26 protein-coding genes are annotated in these 23,551 nt (G+C 61.1%); 19 read left to right on the plus strand and 7 right to left on the minus strand.

Translation table 11 applies throughout. The features are described from left to right. Nucleotides 1-29: 29 nt before the first annotated feature. From ACQ4LH_RS05660 to pilG, 4 genes are all read right to left on the minus strand, one after another. Complete coding sequence (locus tag ACQ4LH_RS05660; RefSeq protein WP_430696317.1) at nucleotides 30-2,075, minus strand: methyl-accepting chemotaxis protein; 2,046 nt, start codon at nucleotides 2,073-2,075, stop codon at nucleotides 30-32. 84 nt (nucleotides 2,076-2,159) lie between these two features. Then, entirely contained in the window at nucleotides 2,160-2,696 is a 537-nt protein-coding gene (locus tag ACQ4LH_RS05665; RefSeq protein ID WP_430696318.1) for a chemotaxis protein CheW, read from the minus strand. Between the two features lie 45 nt (nucleotides 2,697-2,741). Then, nucleotides 2,742-3,107, minus strand: a complete 366-nt coding sequence (gene pilH / locus ACQ4LH_RS05670; RefSeq protein ID WP_108485952.1) for a twitching motility response regulator PilH — start codon at nucleotides 3,105-3,107, stop codon at nucleotides 2,742-2,744. A gap of 57 nt (nucleotides 3,108-3,164) precedes the next feature. Beyond that, nucleotides 3,165-3,572: a twitching motility response regulator PilG gene (gene pilG / locus ACQ4LH_RS05675; RefSeq protein WP_160012893.1), complete on the minus strand. Its 408-nt coding sequence runs from the start codon at nucleotides 3,570-3,572 to the stop codon at nucleotides 3,165-3,167. Nucleotides 3,573-3,812: 240 nt separating this feature from the next. Here pilG and gshB point away from each other — a divergent pair, with 240 nt between their 5' ends. The 7 genes from gshB to ACQ4LH_RS05710 all read left to right on the plus strand — a co-directional run bounded on the left by gshB (nucleotide 3,813) and on the right by ACQ4LH_RS05710 (nucleotide 9,644). Beyond that, nucleotides 3,813-4,775 (plus strand): glutathione synthase, encoded by a 963-nt coding sequence (gene gshB, locus ACQ4LH_RS05680; RefSeq protein WP_430696319.1) that lies wholly within the window; start codon nucleotides 3,813-3,815, stop codon nucleotides 4,773-4,775. 56 nt (nucleotides 4,776-4,831) lie between these two features. Further along, a complete protein-coding gene (locus tag ACQ4LH_RS05685) occupies nucleotides 4,832-5,728 on the plus strand; it encodes a TonB family protein (protein WP_430696320.1) in 897 nt (298 codons plus the stop codon). A gap of 73 nt (nucleotides 5,729-5,801) precedes the next feature. Beyond that, entirely contained in the window at nucleotides 5,802-6,371 is a 570-nt protein-coding gene (locus ACQ4LH_RS05690; RefSeq protein WP_430696321.1) for a YqgE/AlgH family protein, read from the plus strand. After that, a complete protein-coding gene (gene ruvX, locus ACQ4LH_RS05695; RefSeq protein WP_170048555.1) occupies nucleotides 6,371-6,814 on the plus strand; it encodes a Holliday junction resolvase RuvX in 444 nt (147 codons plus the stop codon). Before ACQ4LH_RS05690 ends, ruvX begins: the two co-directional genes overlap by 1 nt. 31 nt (nucleotides 6,815-6,845) lie before the next feature. Further along, a complete protein-coding gene (gene pyrR, locus ACQ4LH_RS05700; protein ID WP_160012888.1) occupies nucleotides 6,846-7,352 on the plus strand; it encodes a bifunctional pyr operon transcriptional regulator/uracil phosphoribosyltransferase PyrR in 507 nt (168 codons plus the stop codon). A 10-nt stretch (nucleotides 7,353-7,362) separates the two neighbouring features. Next, on the plus strand, nucleotides 7,363-8,373 hold the full coding sequence (locus ACQ4LH_RS05705; RefSeq protein WP_430696322.1) for an aspartate carbamoyltransferase catalytic subunit: 1,011 nt from the start codon (nucleotides 7,363-7,365) through the stop codon (nucleotides 8,371-8,373). Beyond that, nucleotides 8,373-9,644, plus strand: coding sequence for a dihydroorotase (locus ACQ4LH_RS05710; RefSeq protein WP_430696323.1), 1,272 nt, complete (start codon nucleotides 8,373-8,375; stop codon nucleotides 9,642-9,644). The genes ACQ4LH_RS05705 and ACQ4LH_RS05710 overlap by 1 nt, the downstream gene beginning before the upstream one ends. Nucleotides 9,645-9,838: 194 nt before the next feature. Here the strand turns inward: ACQ4LH_RS05710 and ACQ4LH_RS05715 are convergent, their stop codons facing one another. After that, nucleotides 9,839-10,237, minus strand: coding sequence for an NINE protein (locus ACQ4LH_RS05715; protein ID WP_430696324.1), 399 nt, complete (start codon nucleotides 10,235-10,237; stop codon nucleotides 9,839-9,841). Nucleotides 10,238-10,393: 156 nt separating this feature from the next. Between ACQ4LH_RS05715 and ACQ4LH_RS05720 the strand changes: the two genes are divergently transcribed. Next, nucleotides 10,394-11,605 carry a putative DNA modification/repair radical SAM protein gene (locus ACQ4LH_RS05720; protein WP_430696325.1) on the plus strand — a complete coding sequence of 404 codons (1,212 nt, stop codon included), beginning with the start codon at nucleotides 10,394-10,396 and terminating at the stop codon, nucleotides 11,603-11,605. Further along, nucleotides 11,605-12,483 carry a TIGR03915 family putative DNA repair protein gene (locus ACQ4LH_RS05725; protein ID WP_430696326.1) on the plus strand — a complete coding sequence of 293 codons (879 nt, stop codon included), beginning with the start codon at nucleotides 11,605-11,607 and terminating at the stop codon, nucleotides 12,481-12,483. The genes ACQ4LH_RS05720 and ACQ4LH_RS05725 overlap by 1 nt, the downstream gene beginning before the upstream one ends. Here the strand turns inward: ACQ4LH_RS05725 and ACQ4LH_RS05730 are convergent. Together ACQ4LH_RS05730 and ACQ4LH_RS05735 are read right to left on the minus strand one after the other, a co-directional pair. Beyond that, nucleotides 12,449-13,594 (minus strand): PilT/PilU family type 4a pilus ATPase, encoded by a 1,146-nt coding sequence (locus ACQ4LH_RS05730; protein ID WP_136663427.1) that lies wholly within the window; start codon nucleotides 13,592-13,594, stop codon nucleotides 12,449-12,451. The two genes, ACQ4LH_RS05725 and ACQ4LH_RS05730, sit on opposite strands and share 35 nt — an antisense overlap. A 106-nt stretch (nucleotides 13,595-13,700) precedes the next feature. Then, entirely contained in the window at nucleotides 13,701-14,735 is a 1,035-nt protein-coding gene (locus tag ACQ4LH_RS05735) for a type IV pilus twitching motility protein PilT (RefSeq protein WP_430696327.1), read from the minus strand. A gap of 63 nt (nucleotides 14,736-14,798) precedes the next feature. Between ACQ4LH_RS05735 and ACQ4LH_RS05740 the strand changes: the two genes are divergently transcribed. From ACQ4LH_RS05740 to hemW, 10 genes are all read left to right on the plus strand, one after another. Then, on the plus strand, nucleotides 14,799-15,485 hold the full coding sequence (locus ACQ4LH_RS05740) for a YggS family pyridoxal phosphate-dependent enzyme (protein WP_430696328.1): 687 nt from the start codon (nucleotides 14,799-14,801) through the stop codon (nucleotides 15,483-15,485). 36 nt (nucleotides 15,486-15,521) lie between these two features. Continuing rightward, nucleotides 15,522-16,340 (plus strand): pyrroline-5-carboxylate reductase, encoded by an 819-nt coding sequence (gene proC / locus ACQ4LH_RS05745; RefSeq protein WP_430696329.1) that lies wholly within the window; start codon nucleotides 15,522-15,524, stop codon nucleotides 16,338-16,340. Between the two features lie 9 nt (nucleotides 16,341-16,349). Next, the gene (locus ACQ4LH_RS05750) at nucleotides 16,350-16,940 is read left to right on the plus strand and encodes a YggT family protein (RefSeq protein WP_430696330.1); all 591 of its coding nucleotides are present in this window, start codon (nucleotides 16,350-16,352) and stop codon (nucleotides 16,938-16,940) included. 13 nt (nucleotides 16,941-16,953) lie between these two features. Beyond that, nucleotides 16,954-17,250 carry a DUF167 domain-containing protein gene (locus tag ACQ4LH_RS05755; protein WP_430696331.1) on the plus strand — a complete coding sequence of 99 codons (297 nt, stop codon included), beginning with the start codon at nucleotides 16,954-16,956 and terminating at the stop codon, nucleotides 17,248-17,250. A gap of 236 nt (nucleotides 17,251-17,486) precedes the next feature. Continuing rightward, nucleotides 17,487-19,469 carry a dynamin family protein gene (locus tag ACQ4LH_RS05760; RefSeq protein ID WP_430696332.1) on the plus strand — a complete coding sequence of 661 codons (1,983 nt, stop codon included), beginning with the start codon at nucleotides 17,487-17,489 and terminating at the stop codon, nucleotides 19,467-19,469. Between the two features lie 110 nt (nucleotides 19,470-19,579). Then, nucleotides 19,580-20,719: a homoserine O-succinyltransferase MetX gene (metX, locus tag ACQ4LH_RS05765; protein ID WP_430696333.1), complete on the plus strand. Its 1,140-nt coding sequence runs from the start codon at nucleotides 19,580-19,582 to the stop codon at nucleotides 20,717-20,719. Nucleotides 20,720-20,721: 2 nt separating this feature from the next. Next, nucleotides 20,722-21,342 carry a methionine biosynthesis protein MetW gene (gene metW / locus ACQ4LH_RS05770; RefSeq protein WP_430696334.1) on the plus strand — a complete coding sequence of 207 codons (621 nt, stop codon included), beginning with the start codon at nucleotides 20,722-20,724 and terminating at the stop codon, nucleotides 21,340-21,342. Nucleotides 21,343-21,380: 38 nt separating this feature from the next. Further along, nucleotides 21,381-21,800: a DUF4426 domain-containing protein gene (locus tag ACQ4LH_RS05775; protein ID WP_430696335.1), complete on the plus strand. Its 420-nt coding sequence runs from the start codon at nucleotides 21,381-21,383 to the stop codon at nucleotides 21,798-21,800. Continuing rightward, the gene (gene rdgB / locus ACQ4LH_RS05780) at nucleotides 21,797-22,393 is read left to right on the plus strand and encodes an RdgB/HAM1 family non-canonical purine NTP pyrophosphatase (protein WP_430696336.1); all 597 of its coding nucleotides are present in this window, start codon (nucleotides 21,797-21,799) and stop codon (nucleotides 22,391-22,393) included. Before ACQ4LH_RS05775 ends, rdgB begins: the two co-directional genes overlap by 4 nt. Then, the gene (gene hemW, locus ACQ4LH_RS05785) at nucleotides 22,390-23,550 is read left to right on the plus strand and encodes a radical SAM family heme chaperone HemW (protein ID WP_430696337.1); all 1,161 of its coding nucleotides are present in this window, start codon (nucleotides 22,390-22,392) and stop codon (nucleotides 23,548-23,550) included. The genes rdgB and hemW overlap by 4 nt, the downstream gene beginning before the upstream one ends. Nucleotide 23,551: the final 1 nt, after the last annotated feature.

Below are 23,551 nucleotides of genomic sequence, written 5' to 3' on the forward strand. Positions count from 1 at the left end.
GGCTTTTCAGCCTGCCGCGTGGCACCCGATTAAGCCTGCTCCCCACCCGGCAAGGTAAAGCCGGATACCGACTTACGCATCTCACTGGCCATCTTGGCCAGGTTACCAATGCTCTTGGCGGTTGCAGTGGTACCGGAGGAGGTTTGCGAGGTAATTTCCTGGATCACGTTCATCGTGTTGGAAATGTGGCCCGCCGACGAGGCCTGCTGGCGAGCAGCGTTGGAGATGTTCTGAATCAAGGCCGCGAGGGTCTTGGATACCTTCTCGATCTCTTCCAGTGCAACCCCGGCGTCCTGCGCCAGACGAGCACCGCGCACCACTTCCGAAGTCGTTTGCTCCATCGAGATAACGGCTTCGTTGGTGTCGGTCTGAATCGTCTTAACCAGCGCTTCGATCTGCTTGGTTGCAGCAGACGAACGTTCTGCGAGGCGTTGTACTTCGTCCGCTACCACGGCGAAGCCTCGACCCGCGTCACCCGCCATGGAGGCCTGAATCGCGGCGTTCAGTGCAAGGATGTTGGTCTGGTCAGCAATGTCGTTAATCAGGCTAACGATGTCACCGATCTCCTGGGACGACTCACCGAGGCGTTTAATACGCTTGGAGGTGTCCTGGATCTGCTCACGGATGTTATCCATGCCGGTGATGGTGTTGTGCACCACTTCGTTGCCTTTGTTGGCGATGGCTACGGAACGTTCCGCTACCGCGGAGGACTCCGAGGCGTTCGCCGATACCTGGTCAATCGACACAGCCATTTCGTTGATCGCCGCAGAAGCACCGGCAATTTCCTGGGCCTGGTGCTCGGAAGCTTCAGCCAGGTGCATCGCCGTGGCCTGGGTTTCCTGGGCCGCACCGGCTACCTGAACGGCGGTCAGGTTGATCGTTGCTACCAGGTCACGCAGCTGGTCGATGGAGTAGTTGATGGAGTCAGCAATGGCACCGGTAAAGTCTTCGGTTACCGTCGCGGCCACGGTCAAGTCACCGTCTGCGAGGTCGGCGATTTCGTCGAGCAGTCGCAGAATCGCCGCCTGGTTACGTTCGTTCTTCTCAGCGGTGGACGCCAGACGACGGTTGGTTTCACGCACCATCACCAGGCCGATCAGGATGATCGAACCAAGCGCCAGGGCGCCAAGCACGTAACCGATCAGGGTGTTGATGGCGCGACCGGTGGCCAGGTCATCAAAACCGACAGCCAGGTCGGAAGCTTTGTCCAACAGGGTCTGCGAAACGCTGAAGATCACGTTGGCCGATTCGCGCACCTGGAACAGTTCAGGCGAGGTTTCGAGAATTTCGTCCACCGAACCGGATACGAATTCGAACAACTCGGAAATTTCCGCCAGACGCTCGAGAGCTTCCTCGTCGCTTACCTGGGTAATTTCCATGGCGGCGTTGCCTTCAAGCATCGCGCTCAATACGCGACCGAACAGGCTGGCATCGCGACCAAACATGTCGGCAGCCTGCACCGAGTCCTGGTCACCGGCGAGTACCTTGTTTACCGAACCCAGAATACGTTCTGCCAGCAAGGATTGACGCTGAGCAACCGATACCTGAGCCGCCGGCGCGCCGCTTTCCAACAGAATATCGACCACTTCTTCGTACTCGACCTGCAGCTGCGGAATGGTTTCTGCCAGGGTGGCAGCTACCTGATGCAGCGACAGTACGGTCTGTTCGTTGGCCAGGATGGCGTCGGTGTTCTGCCGCAACGTATCCCAGTCCTGCTGCACCACAGCAATCTGTGGCTGCAGGGATTCCGGCGCTGCGGGCAGCCCGGTTTCCTCGTTACCGTCGGTCAGATAACCCCAACGTGCCTGGAAGTCGTTGCGCGCATCACGCAGCAAACCAAACGCTTCGGCCGTACCGGCCGCCGCTTCGGTGGAGTTTTTCGCGATACGCTGGGACAGTACGCGCAGCTCACCGGCGTGACCGATGTACTCCGTGTCGTAGTTGGATTGGGTGTTGATGTAGGCGAAGTTGGCGAACAACAACACGATCGAGACAATCAGGACAATAAACAGCCCTGCGATCAATGTGCTACTGCGCGCACCTGCTAACAAATTACCTGCATTTAGTTTTTTCATTTACTGGCCCCCGCCTGGACCGACCGCACTACGGTTCCCATGTAACGCCAAAAGGCCGACAAAGCCGGCCCCACCGATAAACTGTTAATACGCCACGTCGAGAAAACCCTGGTTCTGGGCCAGCGCGTGTGGGCTGAACACCAGCCAGGGCTGTTCACGTTGAAATACTCCGTGGATAAAAGGTGCTATGGACGCTTCGAGCGGCGGTAGCTGCTCGGAGAAGGTGTCCACAGGAAAATGCTGCATGCCGAACACTTCATCGACCGTGAGGCCAGCAAAGACTTCCTGGTGATCAACCACCAGTACTCGGCGCTTTTTGCGCAGTGGCGACAACTCATTGCCGAAGAACCCACACAGGTCCATCACCGGCAACAAGCGACCGCGCACGTTGGCCACGCCCTTGACCCAACTCTTCACGCCGGGCAGCAGAGTATGGCGCGGCTCATGCAACACCTCGCCAACCTCGCCCATGGGCGCGACGAAAAACCGTTCGCCCATACGAAAACCGATACCGCTCCAGGTCTGCACGACCGCTTGCTGCGAAGGCAAGCCAGCAGCCAGCGAACGACAGAGCCTGTCGATATCTTGAAGGGTTTGAAAAGGTGTTTGCGCGTCCGACATGCCAGCTGCGGCCTTATTCTTTTTTAATTGCGGACTGACCCGGTATTAGCCGGCCAATACCGCATTCAAGGTTTTAACCAGGGTTTCTTCATCAACCGGCTTGGTCAGGTAATCCTTCGCACCCTGGCGCTTACCCCAGACTTTGTCGGTTTCCTGATCTTTGGTGGTAACGATGATCACCGGGATGTGACTGGTGTCGGCATCCTTGGTCAGCTGACGGGTCGCCTGGAAACCGTTGAGGCCAGGCATGACGATGTCCATCAGCACTGCATCCGGTTTTTCCTGGCGTGCCAGAGCAACGCCATCGGCACCATTTTCCGCCTTAAGTACCTGATGACCGTGCTTTTCCAGCATGGCGGTCAGTTTGTACATTTCAGTCGGCGAGTCATCAACAATCAGAATTCGAGCCATGGTGTTTCCCAGTGTTTCCCAATACTTTAAAAAGGCGCTCAGCTGTTCAGCCAGGCGTCAGGACGCTTGTTCCACCGGTACAAAGTCAGGCACATGAGCTTTGATCGCACCGAGCAGCTCTTCTTTACTGAAGGGCTTGGTCAGGTACTGATCGGAGCCAACGATGCGCCCCTTGGCTTTATCGAACAAACCGTCTTTGGAAGACAGCATGATCACCGGGGTGGATTTAAAAGCGCTGTTGTTCTTGATCAAGGCACAGGTCTGATAGCCATCGAGCCGCGGCATCATAATGTCGACAAAGATGATGTTCGGATGGGTATCGGCGATCTTTGCCAAAGCATCGAAGCCGTCAACTGCGGTAATTACCTCGCAGCCCACCTTTTTCAGCAGGGTTTCCGCGGTACGACGAATCGTTTTCGAATCGTCGATCACCATCACCCTCAAACCCTCGGAATGCTGTTCCATGTTTGCCCTACCATCGCCTCGGTGAGTCGTTATTTTTGCGTTATATCAGTGCGCCTGAGGCCCTGTCACCGACGGGCTACAACCCAATCGTCGGGCCTTTTTAGCACACTCTCCAGATGCAATCTATAAGCCGCACGGGGCCAAGGTTTTTCCTTGACCACCCGACTTGTCAGCGCCACCCTGACGCCACATCACGTCTTAGCACACTTTAATCGCTGCCATTTTACGGAGAACACCGCCATGAGCGTCCGCCTCGGCATTGTCATGGACCCCATCGCCCAGATCGCCTTCAAGAAGGACAGCTCGCTGGCCATGTTGCTGGCCGCCCAAGCGCGCGGCTGGACCCTCTTCTACATGGAGCAGAAAGATCTTTACCAGGCCAAGGGTGAAGCACGCGCTCGACTGTCAGAGCTTAGCGTATACAACGACCCACAGCGTTGGTTCGAACTGGGTAATGAGCACGATATCGCGCTAAGCGAGCTGGACGTGATCCTGATGCGCAAGGATCCGCCCTTCGATAACGAGTTTGTCTACACCACCTACCTGCTGGAACAAGCCGAGCAAGCGGGCGTTCTGGTGGTCAACCGCCCGCAAAGTCTGCGCGACTGTAATGAAAAGTACTTTGCCACCCAATTCGGCCAATACACTCCGCCGACCGTGGTCAGCCGTAGGGCCGACATTCTGCGCGAGTTTGCCAAAGAGCAGCGTGACATCATTCTCAAACCCCTCGATGGGATGGGCGGATCGATGATATTTCGTCACCGCGAGGGCGATCCCAACCTTTCCGTGATTCTCGAGACCCTGACCAACCACGGCCAGCAGCAGATCATGGCCCAGGGTTACCTGCCGGCGATCAAGGATGGCGACAAGCGCATCCTGATGATCGACGGTGAGCCGGTGCCTTATTGCCTGGCGCGCATTCCGGCAGCAGGCGAGACCCGCGGCAACCTCGCCGCCGGCGGGCGTGGCGAAGCCAGACCGCTGACCGAGCGCGACCGTGAAATCGCCGCTGCCGTCGGCCCGACCCTGCGCGAGAAAGGCCTGCTGTTCGTTGGCCTGGACGTGATCGGCGAGCATCTGACCGAGATCAACGTGACCAGCCCGACCTGCATCCGCGAGATCGACGCCGCCTTCGATACGCGCATCGGCGAGCAGCTGATGGACAAGATTGCCGAGAAGCTCAATGCGCGCAGTGCTTCATAGACTTTTCCATGCGCCCTCGGCAGACTGCGCGGCAACCTGAGCAGACCCGAAACGCGATGAACGCAGCAGCCCAACTCCCTGAACTTTCCAGCGCCGGCGTCCAGCCGGCGGACCGCCTGGGCTTTACCCTGTTCCTCGCCGCCGTGCTGCATGCCGCGCTGATCCTCGGCCTGGGCTTTACCCTGGCCGAACCGAGCCAAATCAGCAAAACCCTGGAAATCACCCTGTCCACGTTCAAAAGCGAAGAAAAGCCCAAAGAGGCCGACTTCCTAGCCCAGGACAACCAGCAAGGCAGCGGCACCCTGGAACACAAGGCAGCGCCAAAGACCACCGAACAGGCGCTATTTCAGGACAGCGAAGTCAAACGCATCACCCCGCCCGCCGCGCCGCAGCAACCAGCAGTGCGCCAGGAAGCGCCCAAGGCCGCCGTCGCCACCCGCACCCCGCAACAACAGAAAACTCCGATCAAACGCGAAGAAGCCAAGCCCACTCCGCAAGCCCGGCCAGCGCCGGTGTTCGACAGCGCGCAACTGTCTTCGGAAATCGCCAGCCTGGAAGCCGAACTGGCCCAGGAAGTTCAGCAATACGCCAAGCGCCCGAAGATCCATCGCCTGAATGCCGCCTCGACCATGCGCGACAAAGGTGCCTGGTATAAAGATGAGTGGCGCAAAAAGGTCGAGCGGGTCGGCAACCTCAACTACCCGGATGAAGCGCGCCGCCAAGGTATCTATGGCAGCCTGCGCTTGCTGGTATCGATCAACCGCGACGGCACCCTGTACGAAGTGCAAGTACTGGAATCCTCCGGCCAGCGCACGCTCGACCAAGCCGCCCTGCGCATCGTGCGCCTGGCCGCGCCGTTTGCGCCGTTTACCGGCGACCTGGCCGATGTCGATCGCCTGGAAATCATCCGCACCTGGCGTTTCGAGCGCGGCGACCGCCTGTCGAGCAACTGATCAGGCAGACTTTTACCGGCCGCAACAAGCGCAGCGCTTGAAGCCAATGGCCTGAAGCCTGAAACTAACGCCCATGAAAGACGCCAGCCCCAGCTACCTCAAGCACCACTTCCTGATCGCCATGCCGCACATGGCCGATCCGCATTTTGCGCAGACCGTCACCTACCTGATTGATCACAACGAGTTCGGCGCCATGGGCCTGGTGATCAACAAGCCTAACGGCCTCAACCTGGCTGACGTACTCGAACAGTTGCGCCCGGATGACGAGCCACCCGTGCTGTGCCAGAGCCTGCCGATCTTTAGCGGTGGTCCGGTGCAGACTGATCGTGGCTTTGTTCTGCACCCCAGCGGCCCGCAGTTTCAGGCAACTCTGGAGCTAGGCGAGCTGGGCCTGTCGACCTCACAGGACGTGCTGTTCGCCATTGCCGATGGCACCGGCCCGGAGAAGTACCTGATCACCCTCGGTTATGCCGGCTGGGAGGCTGGACAGCTGGAAGCCGAGCTGGCCGACAACGCCTGGCTGACCTGCCCCGCCGACAACGCGATCCTCTTCGACCTGCCCTTCGACCAGCGCCTGAATGCCGCAGCGGCACGCCTGGGCGTCAACCTTAGCCTGCTCACCTCACAAGCCGGGCACGCCTGATGGCCGAGGCGAATGCAAAACCGCTGCGCCTGCTGCTGGGCTTCGATTACGGCAGCAAACAGATCGGCGTTGCGGTTGGCCAGGTGATCACCGGCCAGGCCCGCGAGCTGTGCATCCTCAAGGCGCAGAACGGCGTGCCGGACTGGCAGAAAGTCGAAGCGCTGATCAAGGAATGGCAGCCGGACGCCATCGTCGTTGGCCTGCCACTGAACATGGATGGCACGAAAAGCGAGATGAGCGACCGCGCCGAGAAATTCGCCCGCCGCCTTAACGGCCGCTTCAACCTGCCCGTGCACACCCATGACGAACGCCTGACCACCTACGAGGCCAAAGGCCAGCGCCTGCAGCAAGGGCAGAACAGCGGCTACCGCGAACGCCCGGTCGATGCGCTGGCCGCAGCCTTACTCCTACAAGGCTGGCTTGAAGAAAATTGCCTGGGCTAAGCCCCACTGAGATTGCATCTGGAGTGTTGCCATGAGCTTACCCAACCCGGCCGAATTGCTACCGCAAATGGCCGCCGCCCTGACCAGCCACCTGAACCAGCGGCAGATCAGCGAACCGCGCTTTATCGGCATCCGCACTGGCGGCGTCTGGGTCGCCCAGGCACTGCTCGAAGCCCTGGGCCGCGACGACGCGCTGGGTATTCTCGATGTGTCCTTCTACCGTGACGACTTTACCCAGAATGGCCTGCACCCACAGGTGCAACCCTCCGAGCTGCCGTTCGAGATCGAAGGCCAGCACCTGGTGCTGATCGACGACGTGCTGATGAGCGGCCGCACCATCCGCGCAGCGCTCAATGAGCTGTTCGATTACGGCCGCCCGGCCAGCGTAACCCTGGTCAGCCTGCTCGACCTGAACGCTCGCGAGCTGCCGGTGCGCCCGGATGTGGTCGGCGCGACCCTGTCGCTGGACGGCGACCAGCGGGTAAAATTGTCCGGCCCCACGCCGCTGACCCTCGAACTCCAGACGCTTGCCAACTGAGACTCGCCAGATGACGACCATAGCCACCAAGCGCCCGCTGCAGCTGAATGACCAAGGCCAACTGCGCCACTTTCTGTCCCTCGATGGCCTGCCCCGCGAGCTGCTGACGGAAATCCTCGACACCGCCGACTCCTTCCTCGAAGTCGGCGCGCGTGCGGTGAAGAAAGTCCCGCTGCTGCGCGGCAAGACCGTGTGCAACGTGTTCTTCGAGAACTCCACGCGCACCCGCACCACTTTCGAGCTGGCGGCCCAGCGCCTGTCCGCCGACGTGATCAGCCTCAACGTATCGACCAGTTCGACCAGCAAGGGCGAAACGCTGTTCGACACCCTGCGCAACCTGGAAGCCATGGCTGCCGACATCTTCGTCGTGCGCCATGCCGACTCCGGCGCCGCGCACTTTATCGCCGAGCATGTGTGCCCGAACCTGGCGATCATCAACGGTGGTGATGGCCGCCATGCCCACCCGACTCAAGGCATGCTCGATATGCTGACCATTCGCCGGCATAAAGGCAGCTTCGAGAACCTTTCGGTGGCCATCGTCGGCGACATCCTGCATTCGCGGGTGGCACGCTCGAATATGCTTGCGCTGAAGACACTCGGTTGCCCGGATATCCGCGTAATTGCGCCAAAAACCCTGCTGCCGGTCGGCATCGAGCAATACGGCGTGACCGTTTACAGCGACCTCGCTGCCGGCCTCAAGGATGTCGACGTGGTGATCATGCTGCGCCTGCAGCGTGAACGCATGACCGGCGGCCTGCTGCCCAGCGAAGGCGAGTTCTACCGCCTGTTCGGCCTGACCGAAGAACGCCTCAAGCTGGCCAAGCCGGATGCGCTGGTCATGCACCCGGGGCCGATCAACCGCGGCGTGGAGATCGAATCGGCAGTGGCCGACGGCCCGCAGTCGGTGATTCTCAACCAGGTCACCTACGGCATCGCCATCCGCATGGCCGTGCTGTCCATGACCATGAGCGGGCAAAACGCCCAGCGCCAACTCAATCAAGATGCCGAGGAGCAGAACTGATGCGTATGCGTATCCTCGGAGCCCGGGTAATCGACCCCAGCAGCGGTTTCGATCAGCTTGCTGATATCTATATCGAAAGCGGCAAAATTGTTGCCATCGGCCAGATTCCTACCGGTTTCGTTGCCGAGCAGAGCATCGACGCCCAGGGCCTGATCGCCGCACCCGGACTGGTCGACCTTAACGTCGCCCTGCGCGAGCCCGGCTACAGCCGCAAAGGCAGCATCGCCACGGAAACCCTGGCGGCGGCGGCTGGCGGCGTCACCAGCCTGTGCTGCCCGCCCTTCACCAAGCCGGTGCTGGACACCCCGGCCGTGGCCGAGCTGATCCTCGACCGCGCCCGCGAAGCCGGATACACCAAGGTGTTCCCCATTGGCGCACTGAGCAAAGGCCTGGAAGGCGAGCAGCTGGCCGAACTGGTGGCCCTGCGCGACGCCGGCTGCGTGGCCTTCGGCAACGGCCTGGACAGCTTTCGCAATAACCGCACCCTGCGCCGCGCTCTGGAATACGCAGCGACCTTCGACCTGACGGTGATCTTCCATTCCCAGGACCATGACCTAGCGGAAGGCGGCCTGGCCCACGAGGGCGCCACCGCCAGTTTCCTCGGTTTGCCAGGTATTCCGGAAACTGCGGAAACCGTGGCACTGGCCCGCGACCTGCTGCTGGTCGAGCAGACCGGCGTGCGTGCGCACTTCAGCCAGCTGACCAGCGCTCGCGGCGCCCAGCTGATCGCCGAAGCCCAGGCCCGCGGCCTGCCGGTAACAGCCGATGTGGCGCTGTATCAGCTGATCCTTACCGATGAAGCGCTTAGCGATTTCTCCAGCCTTTATCACGTGCAACCGCCGCTGCGCACCACTGCCGACCGCGACGGCCTTCGCGCCGCGGTAAAAAGTGGAGTGATCTCGGCCATCTCCAGCCACCACCAGCCCCATGAGCGTGACGCCAAGCTCGCACCCTTCGGCGCTACAGAGCCGGGTATCAGCAGCGTGCAACTGTTGCTGCCGCTGGCCATGAGTCTGGTGCAGGACGGCCTGCTCGACCTGCCCACCCTGCTCGCCCGCCTGAGCAGCGGCCCGGCGCAAGCGCTGCGCTTGCCTGCTGGCAACTTGAACGTGGGCGCTCCCGCCGACCTGCTGCTGTTTGATCCACAGGCCTCGACCCTGGCCGGTGAGCGCTGGTATTCGAAAGGTGCCAATTGCCCGTTTATCGGTCACTGCCTGCCCAGCGCCGTGCGCTACACCCTGGTGGATGGGCACGTCAGCTACCAGGCCTGAGAACCTGCTTACGATCTGCTGCGCGTCGGCCCTGCGGCGTTAAAAACAGGCTCGGAATGCTCATGTACAAAAGTACACTCCGCTTCCTCGCCTGTTTTTGCCTTGCATGACTCTAGCTCGCAAGATCCTAAACAGATCCTAGGATCAGCCAGAAACAAAAAGCCCGCCAATTGCCGGGCTTTTTTGCCTGAACCTTAGCTGCGTTCGGCGTTCTTGATCGACACCTGGGAGTTCAGCGTCCAGAAGTCATACAGCACACCGAGCAGGAACAGGCCACCGGTGCACAGATAGATGATCCCGGTAATCCACTTGCCCTGGTACATGCGGTGTACACCGAAAATGCCAAGGAAGGTCAGCAGAATCCAGGCAACGTTGTAGTCGGTGTCGCCTGCGGTAAAGCGCAGATCGGCTTCGCGATCCATTGCCGGAATCAGAAATAGATCGACTATCCAGCCGATAAACAGCAAGCCGAAGGTGAAGAACCAGATGGTCCCGGTCACCGGCTTGCCGTAATAGAAACGGTGCGCGCCGAGAAAACCGAAAATCCACAGCAGATAGCCGATAAGTTTGCTGTGCGTGTCCTGTCGCTGCATATGTGTGCCTCCTAATGGCTTGATAGCGCTTTGACGCCACACTCTACGCAAGGTTCGCCGCCCGGGGAAATCCGCGATGCGATAGCCATATCAACGCTTGATGCCTGCAGGCGATTGCTAAATACTGTATGCATAACCAGTTAAACAGGCAGCATCATGCAGCTGATCGAAAAACTCACCGTGCTCGCCGACGCCGCCAAGTACGACGCATCCTGCGCCAGCAGCGGCGCGCCAAACCGCAGCTCCAAGGGTAAAAGCGGAATAGGTTCGACCAACGGAATGGGCATCTGCCACAGCTTTACCCCGGACGGGCGCTGCGTGGCGCTGCTGAAGATCCTGTTGACCAACTTCTGCCTGTATGACTGCCAGTACTGCGTCAACCGCCGCTCCAGCGACGTGCCGCGCGCCCGTTTTACCCCGGAAGAAGTGGTGACCCTGACCATCGACTTCTACAAGCGCAACTGCATCAGCGGGTTGTTTCTCAGCTCTGGAATCATCCGCTCGGCCGACTACACCATGGAGCAGCTGATCCGCGTGGCCAAATTGCTGCGCGAAGAGCACGAGTTTCGCGGCTATATCCACCTCAAGACCATCCCCGATGCCGACCCGCTGCTGATCGCCGAGGCAGGGCGCTACGCCGATCGCCTTAGTGTGAATATCGAACTGCCCACCGAGAGCAGCCTGATCCGCCTGGCACCGGAGAAAAAGGTACTGACCATCAAGCAGGCCATGCACTCGATCCATCAGGGCGAGAGCGAAGCCCGCGCAGAAATACGTGCGCCGCGTTTCGCCCCGGCTGGCCAGAGCACGCAGATGATCATTGGTGCCGACGCCACCGATGACAGCACCATCCTGCACACCGCCGCCTCGCTCTACGGCGACTACCGCCTGCGCCGGGTCTACTACTCTGCGTTTAGCCCGATCCCGCAAAGCCCGAATACCGTGCCGTTCGAAGCGCCGCCCTTGCTACGCGAACATCGCCTGTATCAGGCTGATTTTCTGATGCGTGGTTACGGCTTCGCGGTGGGCGAACTCCTTAGCGGCCCCGGCAACCTGGCCCTGGATATCGACCCAAAACTGGCCTGGGCACTGAATAACCGCGAGCACTTCCCGGTCGATCTGAATCGCGCGGAACCATCGATGATCGCCCGCGTGCCCGGCATCGGCATGCTCAGCGCCAAGCGCCTGGTGGCTCTGCGCAGACAGAAACGCATCCGCTTCGACGACCTGACGCGCCTGCGCTGTGCCCTAGAAAAAGCCAAGCCCTTTATCGTCACCCAGGATTACCGCCCCCTCCAGGCCAGCCGCGAATCGCTGCTGCTGCGTCAGCAACTGAGCGAAACGCCAGCACAGATGGCGCTCTGGTAATGCGCCGCGCCCCATTCGACGGCAGCTTTGCCGGCTGGCGCGATGCCGCCAGAAGCCTGTTACAGCAAGGCGTGCCACCGCATCAGATCACCTGGCTGACTGACGGCGACAGTGGCGGGCTGTTCGACCACGCTCCGGCACCCAGCAGCCCACCAGCAGCGACACCGCCACTACGCATCCCCAAGCAGCTGCTGGAACTGCTGCAAAGCGCTGCACGTTTTCGCGTCGAAGATCGGTGGAGCCTGCTCTATCGGATTCTCTGGCGCGTCGCCCAGGGTGATCGCGCCGCCATGCTGGCGGGGGACATCGATGGCAGCCAGTTGCATAAACGGCTGAAAGCGGTACGCCGCGAAGCCCACCACTTACATGCCTTTCTGCGCTTTCATCCGCGCCCCGAAAACGCCGAAGGACCACAACTGGTGGCCTGGCATGAGCCCGCCCACGACATTCTGGCCAGCGCCAGCGGACACTTTGCCGAACGCCTGGGGCGCAGCACCTGGTTGATTGCCACACCGGATGACGGCGTGCATTGGGATGGCCAGCGCCTGCACTACCAGCGGCCGTGCCCAAGTGAGTGGCAACGCCTGGCGCAAACGCCCGAGGATGATGGTGAGGCGTTGTGGCTGGCCTATTACGGCAGCACCTTCAACCCGGCGCGGCTGAATCGCAGCGTACTGGAGACCAGCATGCCCGTGCGCTTCTGGAAAAACCTACCGGAAGGCCCGCTGATTCCTAGACTGATGAGCCAGGCTCGCGCTGGGGCGCAGCGTGACGGCCAAGCCGAAGCAGTCGCGCGCCAGGGTGGCAAACGTATTCGCCACACCAGAGCGGAACTGCCACCGCTTAGCGGAAACGCCGACCCGGATCTTCCTCACTGACTTCCAGTGACAAGCCCTGGGCCATGCTGCTCAGGTGATCGCCATCGGATTCAGAACCGAGCTTGATCATCAGGCGCAGATCGTTGGCCGAGTCCGCATAGAGCAGCGCGTCTTCGTAGGTGATTTCGCCCTGGCTGTAGAGGTTGTACAGCGCTTGGTCGAAGGTCTGCATGCCCTGCTCGGTGGAGCGCTTCATCAGCGCCTTGAGCTCGTGCACCTCACCTTTGCGGATCAGGTCGGAAGCAAGCGGGGTATTGATCAGCACCTCGATCACCGCCCGGCGGCCCTTGCCGTCCGGCGTCGGGATCAGTTGCTGGGCAACGATGGCCTTGAGGTTGAGCGACAGGTCCATCCACACCTGATTCTGCCGGTCTGCCGGGAAGAAGTTGATGATGCGGTCCAGCGCCTGGTTGGCGTTGTTGGCGTGCAGCGTGGCCAGACACAGGTGGCCGGTTTCGGCGAAGGCCACGGCGTGGTCCATGGTCTCGCGAGTACGCACCTCCCCGATCAGAATCACGTCCGGCGCCTGACGCAGGGTGTTTTTCAGCGCTACCTCGAAGGACTCGGTGTCGATGCCCACTTCACGCTGAGTGACGATGCAGCTCTGGTGCTGGTGGATGTATTCGATCGGATCTTCGATGGAGATAATGTGGCCGCTGCTGTTCTTGTTGCGGTAGCCGATCATCGCCGCCAGGGAAGTCGACTTACCGGTACCGGTCGCACCGACAAACAGCACCAGACCACGCTTGGTCAGGGCCAACTTCTTGAGAATTTCCGGCAGTTTCAGCTCATCCAGCGTCGGGATGTTGGTCTCGATACGGCGCAGCACCATACCGGCCAGGTTGCGCTGGTAGAAGGCACTGACGCGGAAACGACCAACGCCACGGGCGCTGATAGCGAAGTTGCATTCGTGATTTTCGGTAAAGTCGCGGCGCTGCTGCTCGTTCATCACCGAATGCACGGTTTCACGGGTCTGCTCCGGTGACATGGGCGTCTTGGTGATCGGCATGATCTTGCCGTTGACCTTCATCGACGGCGGTACGCCAGCGGTAATAAACAGGTCAGAGCCGCCCTTTTCCACCATCAGGCGCAGCAGTTTTTCGAATTCCATCGTTGTTCGCCCATGTGCATCACGCGGTTATGCAAAGCCAGCGACAGGCGCGTGTATTGCCGCTGGGCGGAACCCGACAGGCGATTGCCGGCCGGGCACTGTCGATTTAAAAGTTTTCCGGAGTCTTGGCTTTCTCACGTGCCGCTTCGCGACTGACGATCCCCTTGGAAACCAGAGTCTTCAGGCAGGAGTCGAGGGTCTGCATGCCCAGCGCGCCACCGGTCTGGATTGCCGAATACATCTGCGCCACCTTGTCCTCACGGATTAGGTTACGGATGGCAGGGGTGCCGATCATGATTTCGTGGGCTGCCACGCGACCACCGCCGATCTTCTTCAGCAGGGTCTGCGAGATAACCGATTGCAGGGATTCGGAGAGCATGGAGCGGACCATGGACTTCTCTTCGGCCGGGAATACGTCGACCACGCGGTCGATGGTTTTGGCCGCCGAGGTGGTGTGCAGGGTGCCAAACACCAAGTGACCGGTTTCTGCTGCGGTCAGGGCCAGGCGTATGGTTTCCAAGTCGCGCATCTCGCCGACCAGGATGATGTCCGGGTCTTCCCGCAGTGCCGAGCGCAGGGCTTCGGAGAAGCCGAGGGTGTCGCGGTGCACCTCACGCTGGTTGATCAGGCACTTCTTCGACTCGTGAACGAATTCGATCGGGTCTTCGACGGTGAGGATGTGGTGGTACTTGTTGCTGTTTATATAGTCGAGCATCGCCGCCAGGGTGGTCGACTTGCCCGAGCCGGTCGGCCCGGTCACCAGCACCAGCCCGCGCGGCACATCGGAAATCTTGCGGAAGATCTCGCCCATGCCGAGGTCTTCCATACTCAGCACTTTCGACGGAATGGTCCGGAATACCGCGCCAGAACCACGGTTCTGGTTGAAGGCGTTAACCCGGAAACGCGCTACACCCGGCACTTCGAAGGAGAAGTCGGTCTCGAGGAATTCCTCGAAATCCTTGCGCTGCTTGTCGTTCATGATGTCGTAGATCAGTGCGTGCACCTGTTTATGGTCCAGTGCAGGCAAATTGATCCGGCGAACATCACCGTCGACCCGAATCATCGGAGGCAGGCCAGCGGAGAGATGCAGGTCCGATGCACCTTGCTTGGCGCTGAAGGCCAGCAATTCAGTGATATCCATGGGACTCCCTAATGACAGACAAGCAGGTAGAATGCCGCGAAACCCAGGCGGCGGGCGCAAGTAATGTCCACGATAGCAGAGAATATTGCAAAGGTCGGAGTGCGCATCCGTGAGGCGGCGCAAGCCTCGCAGCGAGATTGTGCGACTGTTGGCCTGCTCGCGGTGAGCAAAACCAAACCCGCCGAGGCGATTCGCCAGGCGTTTGCTGCCGGCACCCGCGATTTTGGTGAGAACTACCTGCAGGAAGCCTTGGAAAAGCAGGTCGAACTGAGCGATCTGCCGCTGACCTGGCACTTCATCGGTCCGGTCCAGTCGAACAAGACCAAGCCCATCGCCGAGCACTTTGCCTGGGTGCATTCGGTGGATCGCCTGAAAATCGCCCAGCGCCTGTCTGATCAGCGTCCGGCGCATTTACCAGCGCTGAATATCTGCCTGCAAGTGAATGTCAGCGGCGAAGCCAGCAAGTCCGGCTGCAACCCGGACGAGCTGCCGGCACTGGCACAAGCGGTTACACAACTGCCCAACCTGCGCCTACGCGGATTGATGACAATCCCCGAGCCCACCGATGACCCCAGCGAGCAACGCGCCGCCTTCGCCCGCTTGCGTGAGCTGCAGCAAGGCTTGAACCTGGACCTCGACACCTTGTCCATGGGCATGAGCCATGACCTGGAAGCGGCGATTGCCGAAGGCGCGACCTGGGTGCGCATCGGTACCGCCTTGTTCGGCGCGCGTGACTACAGCAGCAACTGATTGAGTTTGCCTTCAGCATTATTAAGGAAGCCCGTTATGACCACTCCCCGCATTGCCTTTATCGGTGCCGGCAATATGGCCGCCAGCCTGATCGGCGGCCTGCGCGCTCAGGGCATCGACGCCAGCGCCATTCGCGCCAGTGACCGCGGCGCCGAACAGCGCAGCAAGATCAGCGCCGAGCACGGCATCGAAACCTTTGCCAGCAACGCCGAGGCCATTCAGGGGGTGAACGTGATCGTGCTGTCGATCAAGCCGCAGGTGATGAAAGAGGTGTGCCAAGACCTCGCCGCGCATATCGGCGAGCAGCAGCTGGTGGTGTCGATTGCCGCCGGCATCAGCTGCGCCAGCCTGGAAAGCTGGCTTGGCCCGCGCGCCATTGTGCGCTGCATGCCCAACACCCCAGCGCTGCTGCGTCAGGGCGTTAGCGGCCTGTATGGCAATGCTCAGGTTTCGCCGGCCCAGCGCCAGCAGGCCGAACAGCTGCTCAGCGCCGTCGGCCTGGCCCTGTGGCTGGATCAGGAAGCGCAGATCGATGCCGTGACCGCCGTCTCCGGCAGCGGCCCGGCGTATTTCTTCCTGCTGATCGAAGCCATGACTGCTGCCGGCGAGAAGCTTGGCCTACCGCGCGAGACCGCCGCCCAGCTGACCCTGCACACCGCCCTCGGCGCCGCACGTATGGCCGTGGCCAGCGATGTCGATGCCAGCGAACTGCGCCGCCGGGTAACCTCACCGGCCGGCACCACCGAAGCGGCGATCAAGACCTTCCAGGCCGACGGCTTTGAAGCCCTAGTCGAGAAAGCTCTGAATGCTGCCGCCCACCGCTCTGCCGAGCTGGCCGAACAACTCGGTCAATAAGGAACGAAGATGATCGGACTCAATACCGCTGCTGTTTATATCCTGCAAACCATTGGCAGCCTGTACCTGCTGATCGTGCTGCTGCGCTTTATCCTGCAACTGGTGCGGGCGGACTTCTACAACCCGGTCAGCCAGTTTATCGTGCGCGCCACCCACCCACTGTTAAAGCCGCTGCGCAAGGTCATTCCCAGCCTGGCCGGGCTTGATCTGGCATCTCTGGTGCTGGCGATTGTGCTGCAGCTGCTGCTGATGGCTGTAACCCTGCTGCTGCTCGGCTACGGCCTGGACAACCCGCTGCAACTGCTGGTGTGGTCGATCATTGGCGTCACCGCGCTGTTCCTCAAGGTGTTCTTCTTTGCCCTGATCATCAGCGTGATTCTGTCCTGGGTCGCCCAGGGCAGCCATAACCCCACCGCCATGCTGATCAATCAGATCTGCGAGCCGCTGCTGTCGCCGATCCGCCGCATCCTGCCGAGCATGGGCGGACTGGATCTGTCGCCCATCGTCGCGTTCCTGCTGCTCAACCTGATCGACATGCTGGTGATCCGCAACCTGGCGATCATGACCGGCATGTACAAAGGCCTCAGCCTGGCGATCTGACCACGAGGACCGGATGAGCCACTTTCGCTGGGATGGTGCCGATCTGATTCTCGAGTGCCACCTGCAGCCCAAAGCGAGCAAGGATGAGTTCGCCGGGCTGCACGGTGAGCGGGTGAAAATCCGCCTTACCGCGCCGCCCGTGGATGGCAAAGCCAATGCCCAGCTGCTGGCCTTTCTGGCCAGCGTGTTTGCCGTGAGCAAGAGCCAAGTCAGCCTGGAAAGCGGTCAGCAAAGCCGGCAAAAGCGTGTACGCATCAAACAACCGCAGCGCCTGCCAGACGAACTCGCACTGACCGCTCGGTCACTCTGACCGACCATAAGGCGGGCGTGCGACGACATGCAATTGACGCCATAGCTGCGACCCGCATAATGCCAAGCAGTCAATCCACGAACTTCGTGGATCTGGCGTAATTCCACAGGCTTTAAAGCGTTATCTGCCGCGTCGGCTCGCTGCGCGGCATCGTTCAATGTGTGCCCGACTTAACCTGGGTGCCGTATAGCCCCAGTCGTCCCACAATGGATGCGCCAACCGGAGGAAAGCCCAGGATGAGCATGGAACGTCTCAGTCAGCAGGTCGATGCTTACGTCACCTGGAAGCGCGAGCTGATGCGCGAAATCACCCGCTATCGCAGCTGGCTGGTGACCAATCGGCTGAACTCCGAGGCTGTGGAAGCCAAGCTTGAGCGCGCACTGAAGCTGCTGCGCACGGACCACATCACCCTGGCCTTTGTCGGCGAGTTCTCGCGCGGCAAGACCGAGCTGATCAACAGCCTGTTCTTCTCCTCCTACGGCCAGCGCATGCTGCCGTCCCAGGCTGGGCGCACCACCATGTGCCCCACCGAGCTGTTCTTCGACCCGCGCTCGGAACGCTCCTATATTCGCCTGCTGCCCATCGAGACCCGCGTGTCCGAAGCCAGTGTGGCGCAGTTCAAACGTATTCCACGGCATTGGGTAAATATCCCGCTGGACCTCAGCGACCCGGACAATATGGTCCAGGCCTTTGTCCAGGTCGCGCGGACCAAACCCATGCCGGTCGAACAGGCAATTGCCCTGGGCTTTCACCCGGACATGCTGGAAAGCACCAATAAACCCGGCGAAGTGCTGGTTCCGGCCTGGCGTCACGCCATGGTCAACTTCGACCACCCGTTGCTGCGTCAGGGCTTGCGCATTCTCGACACTCCCGGCCTGAACGCCCTCGGCAGCGAGCCGGAGCTGACCCTGTCGATGCTGCCCAGCGCCCAGGCGATCATCTTCCTGCTGTCCGCCGACACCGGCGTAACCGCCAGCGATATGGCCGTGTGGCAACAGCATATCCGCCAGCTCGACGAAGACACCCAGACCAGCCTGTTCGCCGTACTGAACAAGATCGACGTGCTGTGGGATGACCTGGCCGGCGAAGCCTTTGTGCAGAACGCCATCCGCCAGATCCAGACCAGCACCGCACGCCAGCTCGGCATCCGCGTCGAGGACGTACTGCCGCTGTCGGCCAAGCAAGCGATGCTGGCCAAGGTGCGCAAGGACCCTGAACTGCTGGCCCGCAGCCAGATGAGCAACCTGGAAAACCTGCTGTGCGAGCGCATCATCGCGCAGAAGGAACGCCTGCTCGAAGACCGCGTGGTCAATCAGGTGCTGGCTCTGCTGCAGAACAGTCAGCATGTGCTCAACCTGCGCCTGGAAAAGGTCAACGAACAACAGGGTCTGCTGAGCAACCACCAGCACGACAACGGCCAGATGCTGTTCGAGCTGACCGCCAAGACCAAGGAAGACCACAGCCAGCACCATAAACGCCTGCTTGGCCTGAAAACCAACCAGCGCCTGCTCAAGCGTCAGGGCGATCTGCTGCGTCACGCCTCGCGCAGCGAGCGCCTGGACGAACACCTGAACAAGGTGCGCAAGAATCTCACCGGCAGCTGGACCACCCTAGGCATCAACCAGGCCATCCTGCATTTCTTCCGCAGCGTGGAGCAGGACCTGCACAACCTGGCGCAGGAAGCCGAGATGGCCAACAAGATGGTCGCGGCCATCTACCGTCGGCACAACGAAGAGAACCCGCTGCATGGCGTCGACGCACCGCAGTTCAACGTCAACCGCTACCTGCGCGAACTCAAGCAGCAACAGACCAAGGCCGACCAGTTCCGCCTGCAGCTGAAAACCCTGCTGACAGAACAGCGCAGCCTGACCAAACGCTTCTTCGCCACCCTGGTGCAGGAAGTGATCGGCCTGCACCAACGCATGCGCCAGGAAGCCGAACAATGGGCCAGCGATGCGCTGATGCCACTGATGCAGCACACCCTGGAACACAAGCAGCTGCTGGAAACCCACATGCTGCGGCTCAAGGCCCTGGCCCAGGAAACCCAGCAGGCACGCCAGCGCGGCCAGCAACTGGCACGTTACAGCGGCGAGCTGGAGCAGCAACTGGCGCAGGCCAACGACATGCTGCGCATCCTGCGCCGCCCTGCCCCCGTGCAACGTCAGGGCAAGGTGGTCAACCTGCCAGGGGCTGCGCGCCCGCATAGCATCGGCGAATAGCCCGCCGCTTCAGCGCCGCCACATCCGCCGTACCCCAGCCGCCCCATGCGCTTGCCGCCTGGGGCGGCGCTCTTTAGACTGCGGCTCTTCCTTTATTGCGAGCAGGGTCGATGTCGACTGCCTTTCCCCAAGACTCTGTTGGCCTGGTAACCCCGCAGGTGCTGCACTTTGCAGAACCTCTGGCGCTGGCCTGCGGGCGCAGCCTGGCCGACTACCAACTGATCTTCGAAACATATGGCGAGCTGAATGCCACGGCGAGCAACGCCGTGCTGATTTGCCACGCCTTGTCCGGCCACCACCATGCCGCTGGTTATCACAGTGCGGAAGACCGTAAACCGGGCTGGTGGGACAGCTGTATCGGCCCTGGCAAACCCATCGACACCAACAAGTTTTTCGTCGTCAGCCTGAACAACCTCGGCGGCTGCAACGGCTCCACCGGCCCCAGCAGCATCAACCCAGCGACCGGAAAACCCTTCGGCGCCGACTTCCCGGTTATGACCGTGGAAGATTGGGTGCACAGCCAGGCGCGACTGGCCGACAACCTCGGCATCAGCCAGTGGGCCGCAGTGATCGGCGGCAGCTTGGGCGGCATGCAGGCCATGCAGTGGACCATCAGCTACCCCGAGCGCGTACGCCACTGCCTGGCGATTGCCTCGGCACCCAAGCTATCGGCGCAAAACATCGCCTTCAACGAAGTGGCGCGCCAGGCGATCCTCACTGACCCACAGTTCCATGGCGGGCACTTCCAGGAACAGGGCGTAATCCCCAAACGCGGGCTGATGCTGGCGCGCATGGTCGGTCACATCACCTACCTGTCGGATGACGCCATGGGCGAGAAATTCGGCCGTGGTCTGAAGAGCGAAAAGCTCAACTACGACTTCCACAGCGTCGAGTTCCAGGTGGAAAGCTACCTGCGCTATCAGGGCGAGGAGTTCTCCGGACGCTTCGACGCCAACACCTACCTGCTGATGACCAAGGCGCTGGACTACTTCGATCCGGCCGCGTCCTTCGATGGCGATCTGGCCAAGACCCTGGCCCACGTCAGCGCTGACTTCTGCGTGATGTCCTTCACCACCGACTGGCGTTTTTCGCCGGCGCGCTCGCGGGAAATCGTCGATGCGCTGACTGCCGCGCGGAAAAACGTCTGCTATCTGGAAATCGATGCGCCCCAGGGCCACGACGCCTTCCTCATGCCGATCCCGCGTTACCTGCAGGCGTTCGACAGCTATATGAAACGGATTAAGGTGTAGCCATGCGCGCGGATCTCGAAATCATCCAAGAGTGGATTCCCGCCGGCAGCCGGGTGCTCGACCTGGGTTGCGGCAATGGTGAATTGCTCGCCTGGCTGGCCGAACACAAGCAGGTGTCCGGCTACGGTCTGGAAATCGATGCGGACAACATCGCCCAGTGCGTGAGCAAAGGCGTCAACGTGATCGAGCAGAACCTCGACAAGGGCCTCGGCAACTTCGCCAGCAACAGCTTCGATGTGGTGGTTATGACCCAGTCGCTGCAAGCCCTGCATTACCCGGACAAGGTTCTGGCGGAGATGCTGCGCGTCGGCAAGACCTGCATCATCACCTTCCCAAACTTCGGCCACTGGCACTGCCGCTGGTACCTCACTACCAAGGGCCGTATGCCTGTGTCGGATTTTCTCCCGTACACCTGGTTCAACACGCCGAACATCCACTTCTGCACCTTCGAAGACTTCGAAAACCTGTGCCACAACCAGGGCGCGAAAGTCATGGATCGCCTGGCCGTGGACCGCGACCACCGGCACGGCTGGGCCAGCCGGATCTGGCCTAATCTGTTAGGTGAAATCGGCATTTACCGGATCAGCGGCCCCACGGCCGAAGACGTGCAGATCGCCAACTAGGCGACTGCCCCGCAAGATTTGCTATCTGGAGAACCCTTATGCGTCGCATCGCATTTCTGTTTATCGCCCTGTGCCTGAGCATGCCGGCGCTTGCTGAACGCAAGCAGACCTTCGGCGACCTCGACGTGCATTACATCGCCTTCAACTCCGAGTTTCTGCAACCGGACATCGCAGCCGCCAACGGCCTGGTGCGCAGCAAGACCCAGGGCGTGGTGAATATCTCCGTGCTCAAAGCCGGTACAGCCAGCAGCGCCAGCGTCAGCGGCGAAGTGAAGGACCTGGTCGGCCGCAGCCACCCGCTGACCTTCAAGCAGGTCAACGAGGGCGCAGCCATCTATTACCTGGCGCAGTTCCCCTTTACCCAGCGCGAGATGCTGCGTTTCACCATCAATGTGCGCGCGGCCGATGGCGTGGCGCACAGCTTCGATTTCAACCAGGAATTCTTCCCAGACGAATGATGAACTTCAGCGAACTGGTGCTGGCCAGCCACAACGCCGGCAAACTCAAGGAGCTGCAGGCCATGCTCGGCAGCAGCGTGCGCGTGCGCTCAGTCGGCGAATTTTCGATAGTCGAGCCGGAAGAAACCGGCCTGTCGTTTATCGAGAATGCCATTCTCAAAGCGCGCAACGCCGCTCGACTGTCCGGCCTGCCGGCGCTGGCCGATGACTCCGGCCTGGCGGTGGACTTTCTCGGCGGTGCGCCGGGCATCTACTCGGCACGCTACGCCGATGGTCAGGGTGATGCGGCGAACAACGCCAAGCTGCTCGACGCCCTGAAGAATGTGCCGGATGCCGAGCGCGGCGCGCAGTTCGTCTGCTGCCTGGCGCTGGTGCGCCACGCCGACGATCCGCTGCCGATCATCTGTGAAGGCCTCTGGCATGGGCGCATCCTGCACGCAGCACAGGGCGTGGAAGGTTTCGGCTACGACCCGCTGTTCTGGGTGCCCGAGCGCGACTGCTCCAGCGCCGAGCTGCCTGCGGCCGAGAAAAACCAGATCAGCCACCGCGCCCGCGCCATGGCCCTACTCAAACAGCGGCTGGGCCTGGCATGACCACGGCGTCCGGCGGCGGCTTCGAGCTGCCGCCACTTGCACTCTATGTGCACATTCCCTGGTGCGTGAAGAAGTGTCCGTATTGCGACTTCAACTCCCATGCCGCCGGGCCAACGCTGCCGGAAGAAGAATACGTCGACGCTCTGCTGGCGGATCTGGATGCCGATCTGGCGCAGGTGCATAACCGCCCGCTGAGTTCGATCTTCTTTGGCGGCGGCACGCCTAGCCTGTTTTCGGCCAAAGCCCTCGGTCGCCTGCTTGAGGGCGTGGAGCGGCGTGTGCCGTTTGCCGCCGATATCGAGATCACCCTGGAAGCCAACCCCGGCACCTTCGAACAGGCCAAGTTCAAGGACTATCGCCGCCTGGGCATCAATCGCCTGTCGATTGGCGTGCAGAGTTTCCAGGCGCCCAAACTGATCGCCCTGGGGCGTATCCACGACGGCGATGAAGCCGTGCACGCAGCCGATATGGCCCGCGCCGCCGGCTTCGACAATTTCAACCTGGACCTGATGCACGGCCTGCCGAACCAGTCCATCGAGGATGCCCTCAGCGATCTGCGCATCGCCATTGCCCAGGGGCCGACGCACCTGTCCTGGTATCAGCTGACGGTGGAGCCGAATACGGTGTTCTGGAACCAGCCTCCAGTGATGCCCGAGGACGATATTCTCTGGGACATTCAGGAAGCCGGGCAGGCCCTGCTGGCCGCCGAAGGCTACGCGCAATACGAAGTCTCGGCCTACGCCCAAACCGGCAAGGCCGCGCGGCACAACCTGAATTATTGGACCTTCGGCGATTTTCTCGGCATCGGTGCCGGCGCTCACGCCAAGTTAAGTTGCCCGGACGGTAGCATCAGCCGCAGCTGGAAAACCCGCCTGCCCAAGGACTACCTGGACCGCAGCAAACGCTTCAGCGCCGGCGAACGCCCGTTGAGCGCAGATGAATTGCCCTTCGAATTTCTGATGAATGTGCTGCGCCTCACGGACGGCGTCGCCAGCGAACTGTTCACTCAGCGCACCGGTCTACCACTCAACCAACTGGCCGCAGCGCGCCTAGAAGCCGAGCAACGCGGCCTGCTGCACAGCGACCCGACACGCCTGAGCGCCACCCGCGAAGGCCAGCTGTTTCTCAACGACCTGCTGCAACACTTTCTACCCTGAC

This window comes from Pseudomonas peli (assembly GCF_050563605.1).
GTDB classification, from domain to species: Bacteria; Pseudomonadota; Gammaproteobacteria; order Pseudomonadales; family Pseudomonadaceae; genus Aquipseudomonas; species Aquipseudomonas peli_A.

Excerpts from the sequence above, each read along its gene's own strand:
- ACQ4LH_RS05660 (WP_430696317.1), bottom strand. The coding sequence starts at position 2,075 with ATGAAAAAACTAAATGCAGGTAATTTGTTAGCAGGTGCGCGCAGTAGC.
- ACQ4LH_RS05665 (WP_430696318.1), bottom strand. The coding sequence starts at position 2,696 with ATGTCGGACGCGCAAACACCTTTTCAAACCCTTCAAGATATCGACAGG.
- pilH (WP_108485952.1), bottom strand. The coding sequence starts at position 3,107 with ATGGCTCGAATTCTGATTGTTGATGACTCGCCGACTGAAATGTACAAA.
- pilG (WP_160012893.1), bottom strand. The coding sequence starts at position 3,572 with ATGGAACAGCATTCCGAGGGTTTGAGGGTGATGGTGATCGACGATTCG.
- gshB (WP_430696319.1), top strand. The coding sequence starts at position 3,813 with ATGAGCGTCCGCCTCGGCATTGTCATGGACCCCATCGCCCAGATCGCC.
- ACQ4LH_RS05685 (WP_430696320.1), top strand. The coding sequence starts at position 4,832 with ATGAACGCAGCAGCCCAACTCCCTGAACTTTCCAGCGCCGGCGTCCAG.
- ACQ4LH_RS05690 (WP_430696321.1), top strand. The coding sequence starts at position 5,802 with ATGAAAGACGCCAGCCCCAGCTACCTCAAGCACCACTTCCTGATCGCC.
- ruvX (WP_170048555.1), top strand. The coding sequence starts at position 6,371 with ATGGCCGAGGCGAATGCAAAACCGCTGCGCCTGCTGCTGGGCTTCGAT.
- pyrR (WP_160012888.1), top strand. The coding sequence starts at position 6,846 with ATGAGCTTACCCAACCCGGCCGAATTGCTACCGCAAATGGCCGCCGCC.
- ACQ4LH_RS05705 (WP_430696322.1), top strand. The coding sequence starts at position 7,363 with ATGACGACCATAGCCACCAAGCGCCCGCTGCAGCTGAATGACCAAGGC.
- ACQ4LH_RS05710 (WP_430696323.1), top strand. The coding sequence starts at position 8,373 with ATGCGTATGCGTATCCTCGGAGCCCGGGTAATCGACCCCAGCAGCGGT.
- ACQ4LH_RS05715 (WP_430696324.1), bottom strand. The coding sequence starts at position 10,237 with ATGCAGCGACAGGACACGCACAGCAAACTTATCGGCTATCTGCTGTGG.
- ACQ4LH_RS05720 (WP_430696325.1), top strand. The coding sequence starts at position 10,394 with ATGCAGCTGATCGAAAAACTCACCGTGCTCGCCGACGCCGCCAAGTAC.
- ACQ4LH_RS05725 (WP_430696326.1), top strand. The coding sequence starts at position 11,605 with ATGCGCCGCGCCCCATTCGACGGCAGCTTTGCCGGCTGGCGCGATGCC.
- ACQ4LH_RS05730 (WP_136663427.1), bottom strand. The coding sequence starts at position 13,594 with ATGGAATTCGAAAAACTGCTGCGCCTGATGGTGGAAAAGGGCGGCTCT.
- ACQ4LH_RS05735 (WP_430696327.1), bottom strand. The coding sequence starts at position 14,735 with ATGGATATCACTGAATTGCTGGCCTTCAGCGCCAAGCAAGGTGCATCG.
- ACQ4LH_RS05740 (WP_430696328.1), top strand. The coding sequence starts at position 14,799 with ATGTCCACGATAGCAGAGAATATTGCAAAGGTCGGAGTGCGCATCCGT.
- proC (WP_430696329.1), top strand. The coding sequence starts at position 15,522 with ATGACCACTCCCCGCATTGCCTTTATCGGTGCCGGCAATATGGCCGCC.
- ACQ4LH_RS05750 (WP_430696330.1), top strand. The coding sequence starts at position 16,350 with ATGATCGGACTCAATACCGCTGCTGTTTATATCCTGCAAACCATTGGC.
- ACQ4LH_RS05755 (WP_430696331.1), top strand. The coding sequence starts at position 16,954 with ATGAGCCACTTTCGCTGGGATGGTGCCGATCTGATTCTCGAGTGCCAC.
- ACQ4LH_RS05760 (WP_430696332.1), top strand. The coding sequence starts at position 17,487 with ATGAGCATGGAACGTCTCAGTCAGCAGGTCGATGCTTACGTCACCTGG.
- metX (WP_430696333.1), top strand. The coding sequence starts at position 19,580 with ATGTCGACTGCCTTTCCCCAAGACTCTGTTGGCCTGGTAACCCCGCAG.
- metW (WP_430696334.1), top strand. The coding sequence starts at position 20,722 with ATGCGCGCGGATCTCGAAATCATCCAAGAGTGGATTCCCGCCGGCAGC.
- ACQ4LH_RS05775 (WP_430696335.1), top strand. The coding sequence starts at position 21,381 with ATGCGTCGCATCGCATTTCTGTTTATCGCCCTGTGCCTGAGCATGCCG.
- rdgB (WP_430696336.1), top strand. The coding sequence starts at position 21,797 with ATGATGAACTTCAGCGAACTGGTGCTGGCCAGCCACAACGCCGGCAAA.
- hemW (WP_430696337.1), top strand. The coding sequence starts at position 22,390 with ATGACCACGGCGTCCGGCGGCGGCTTCGAGCTGCCGCCACTTGCACTC.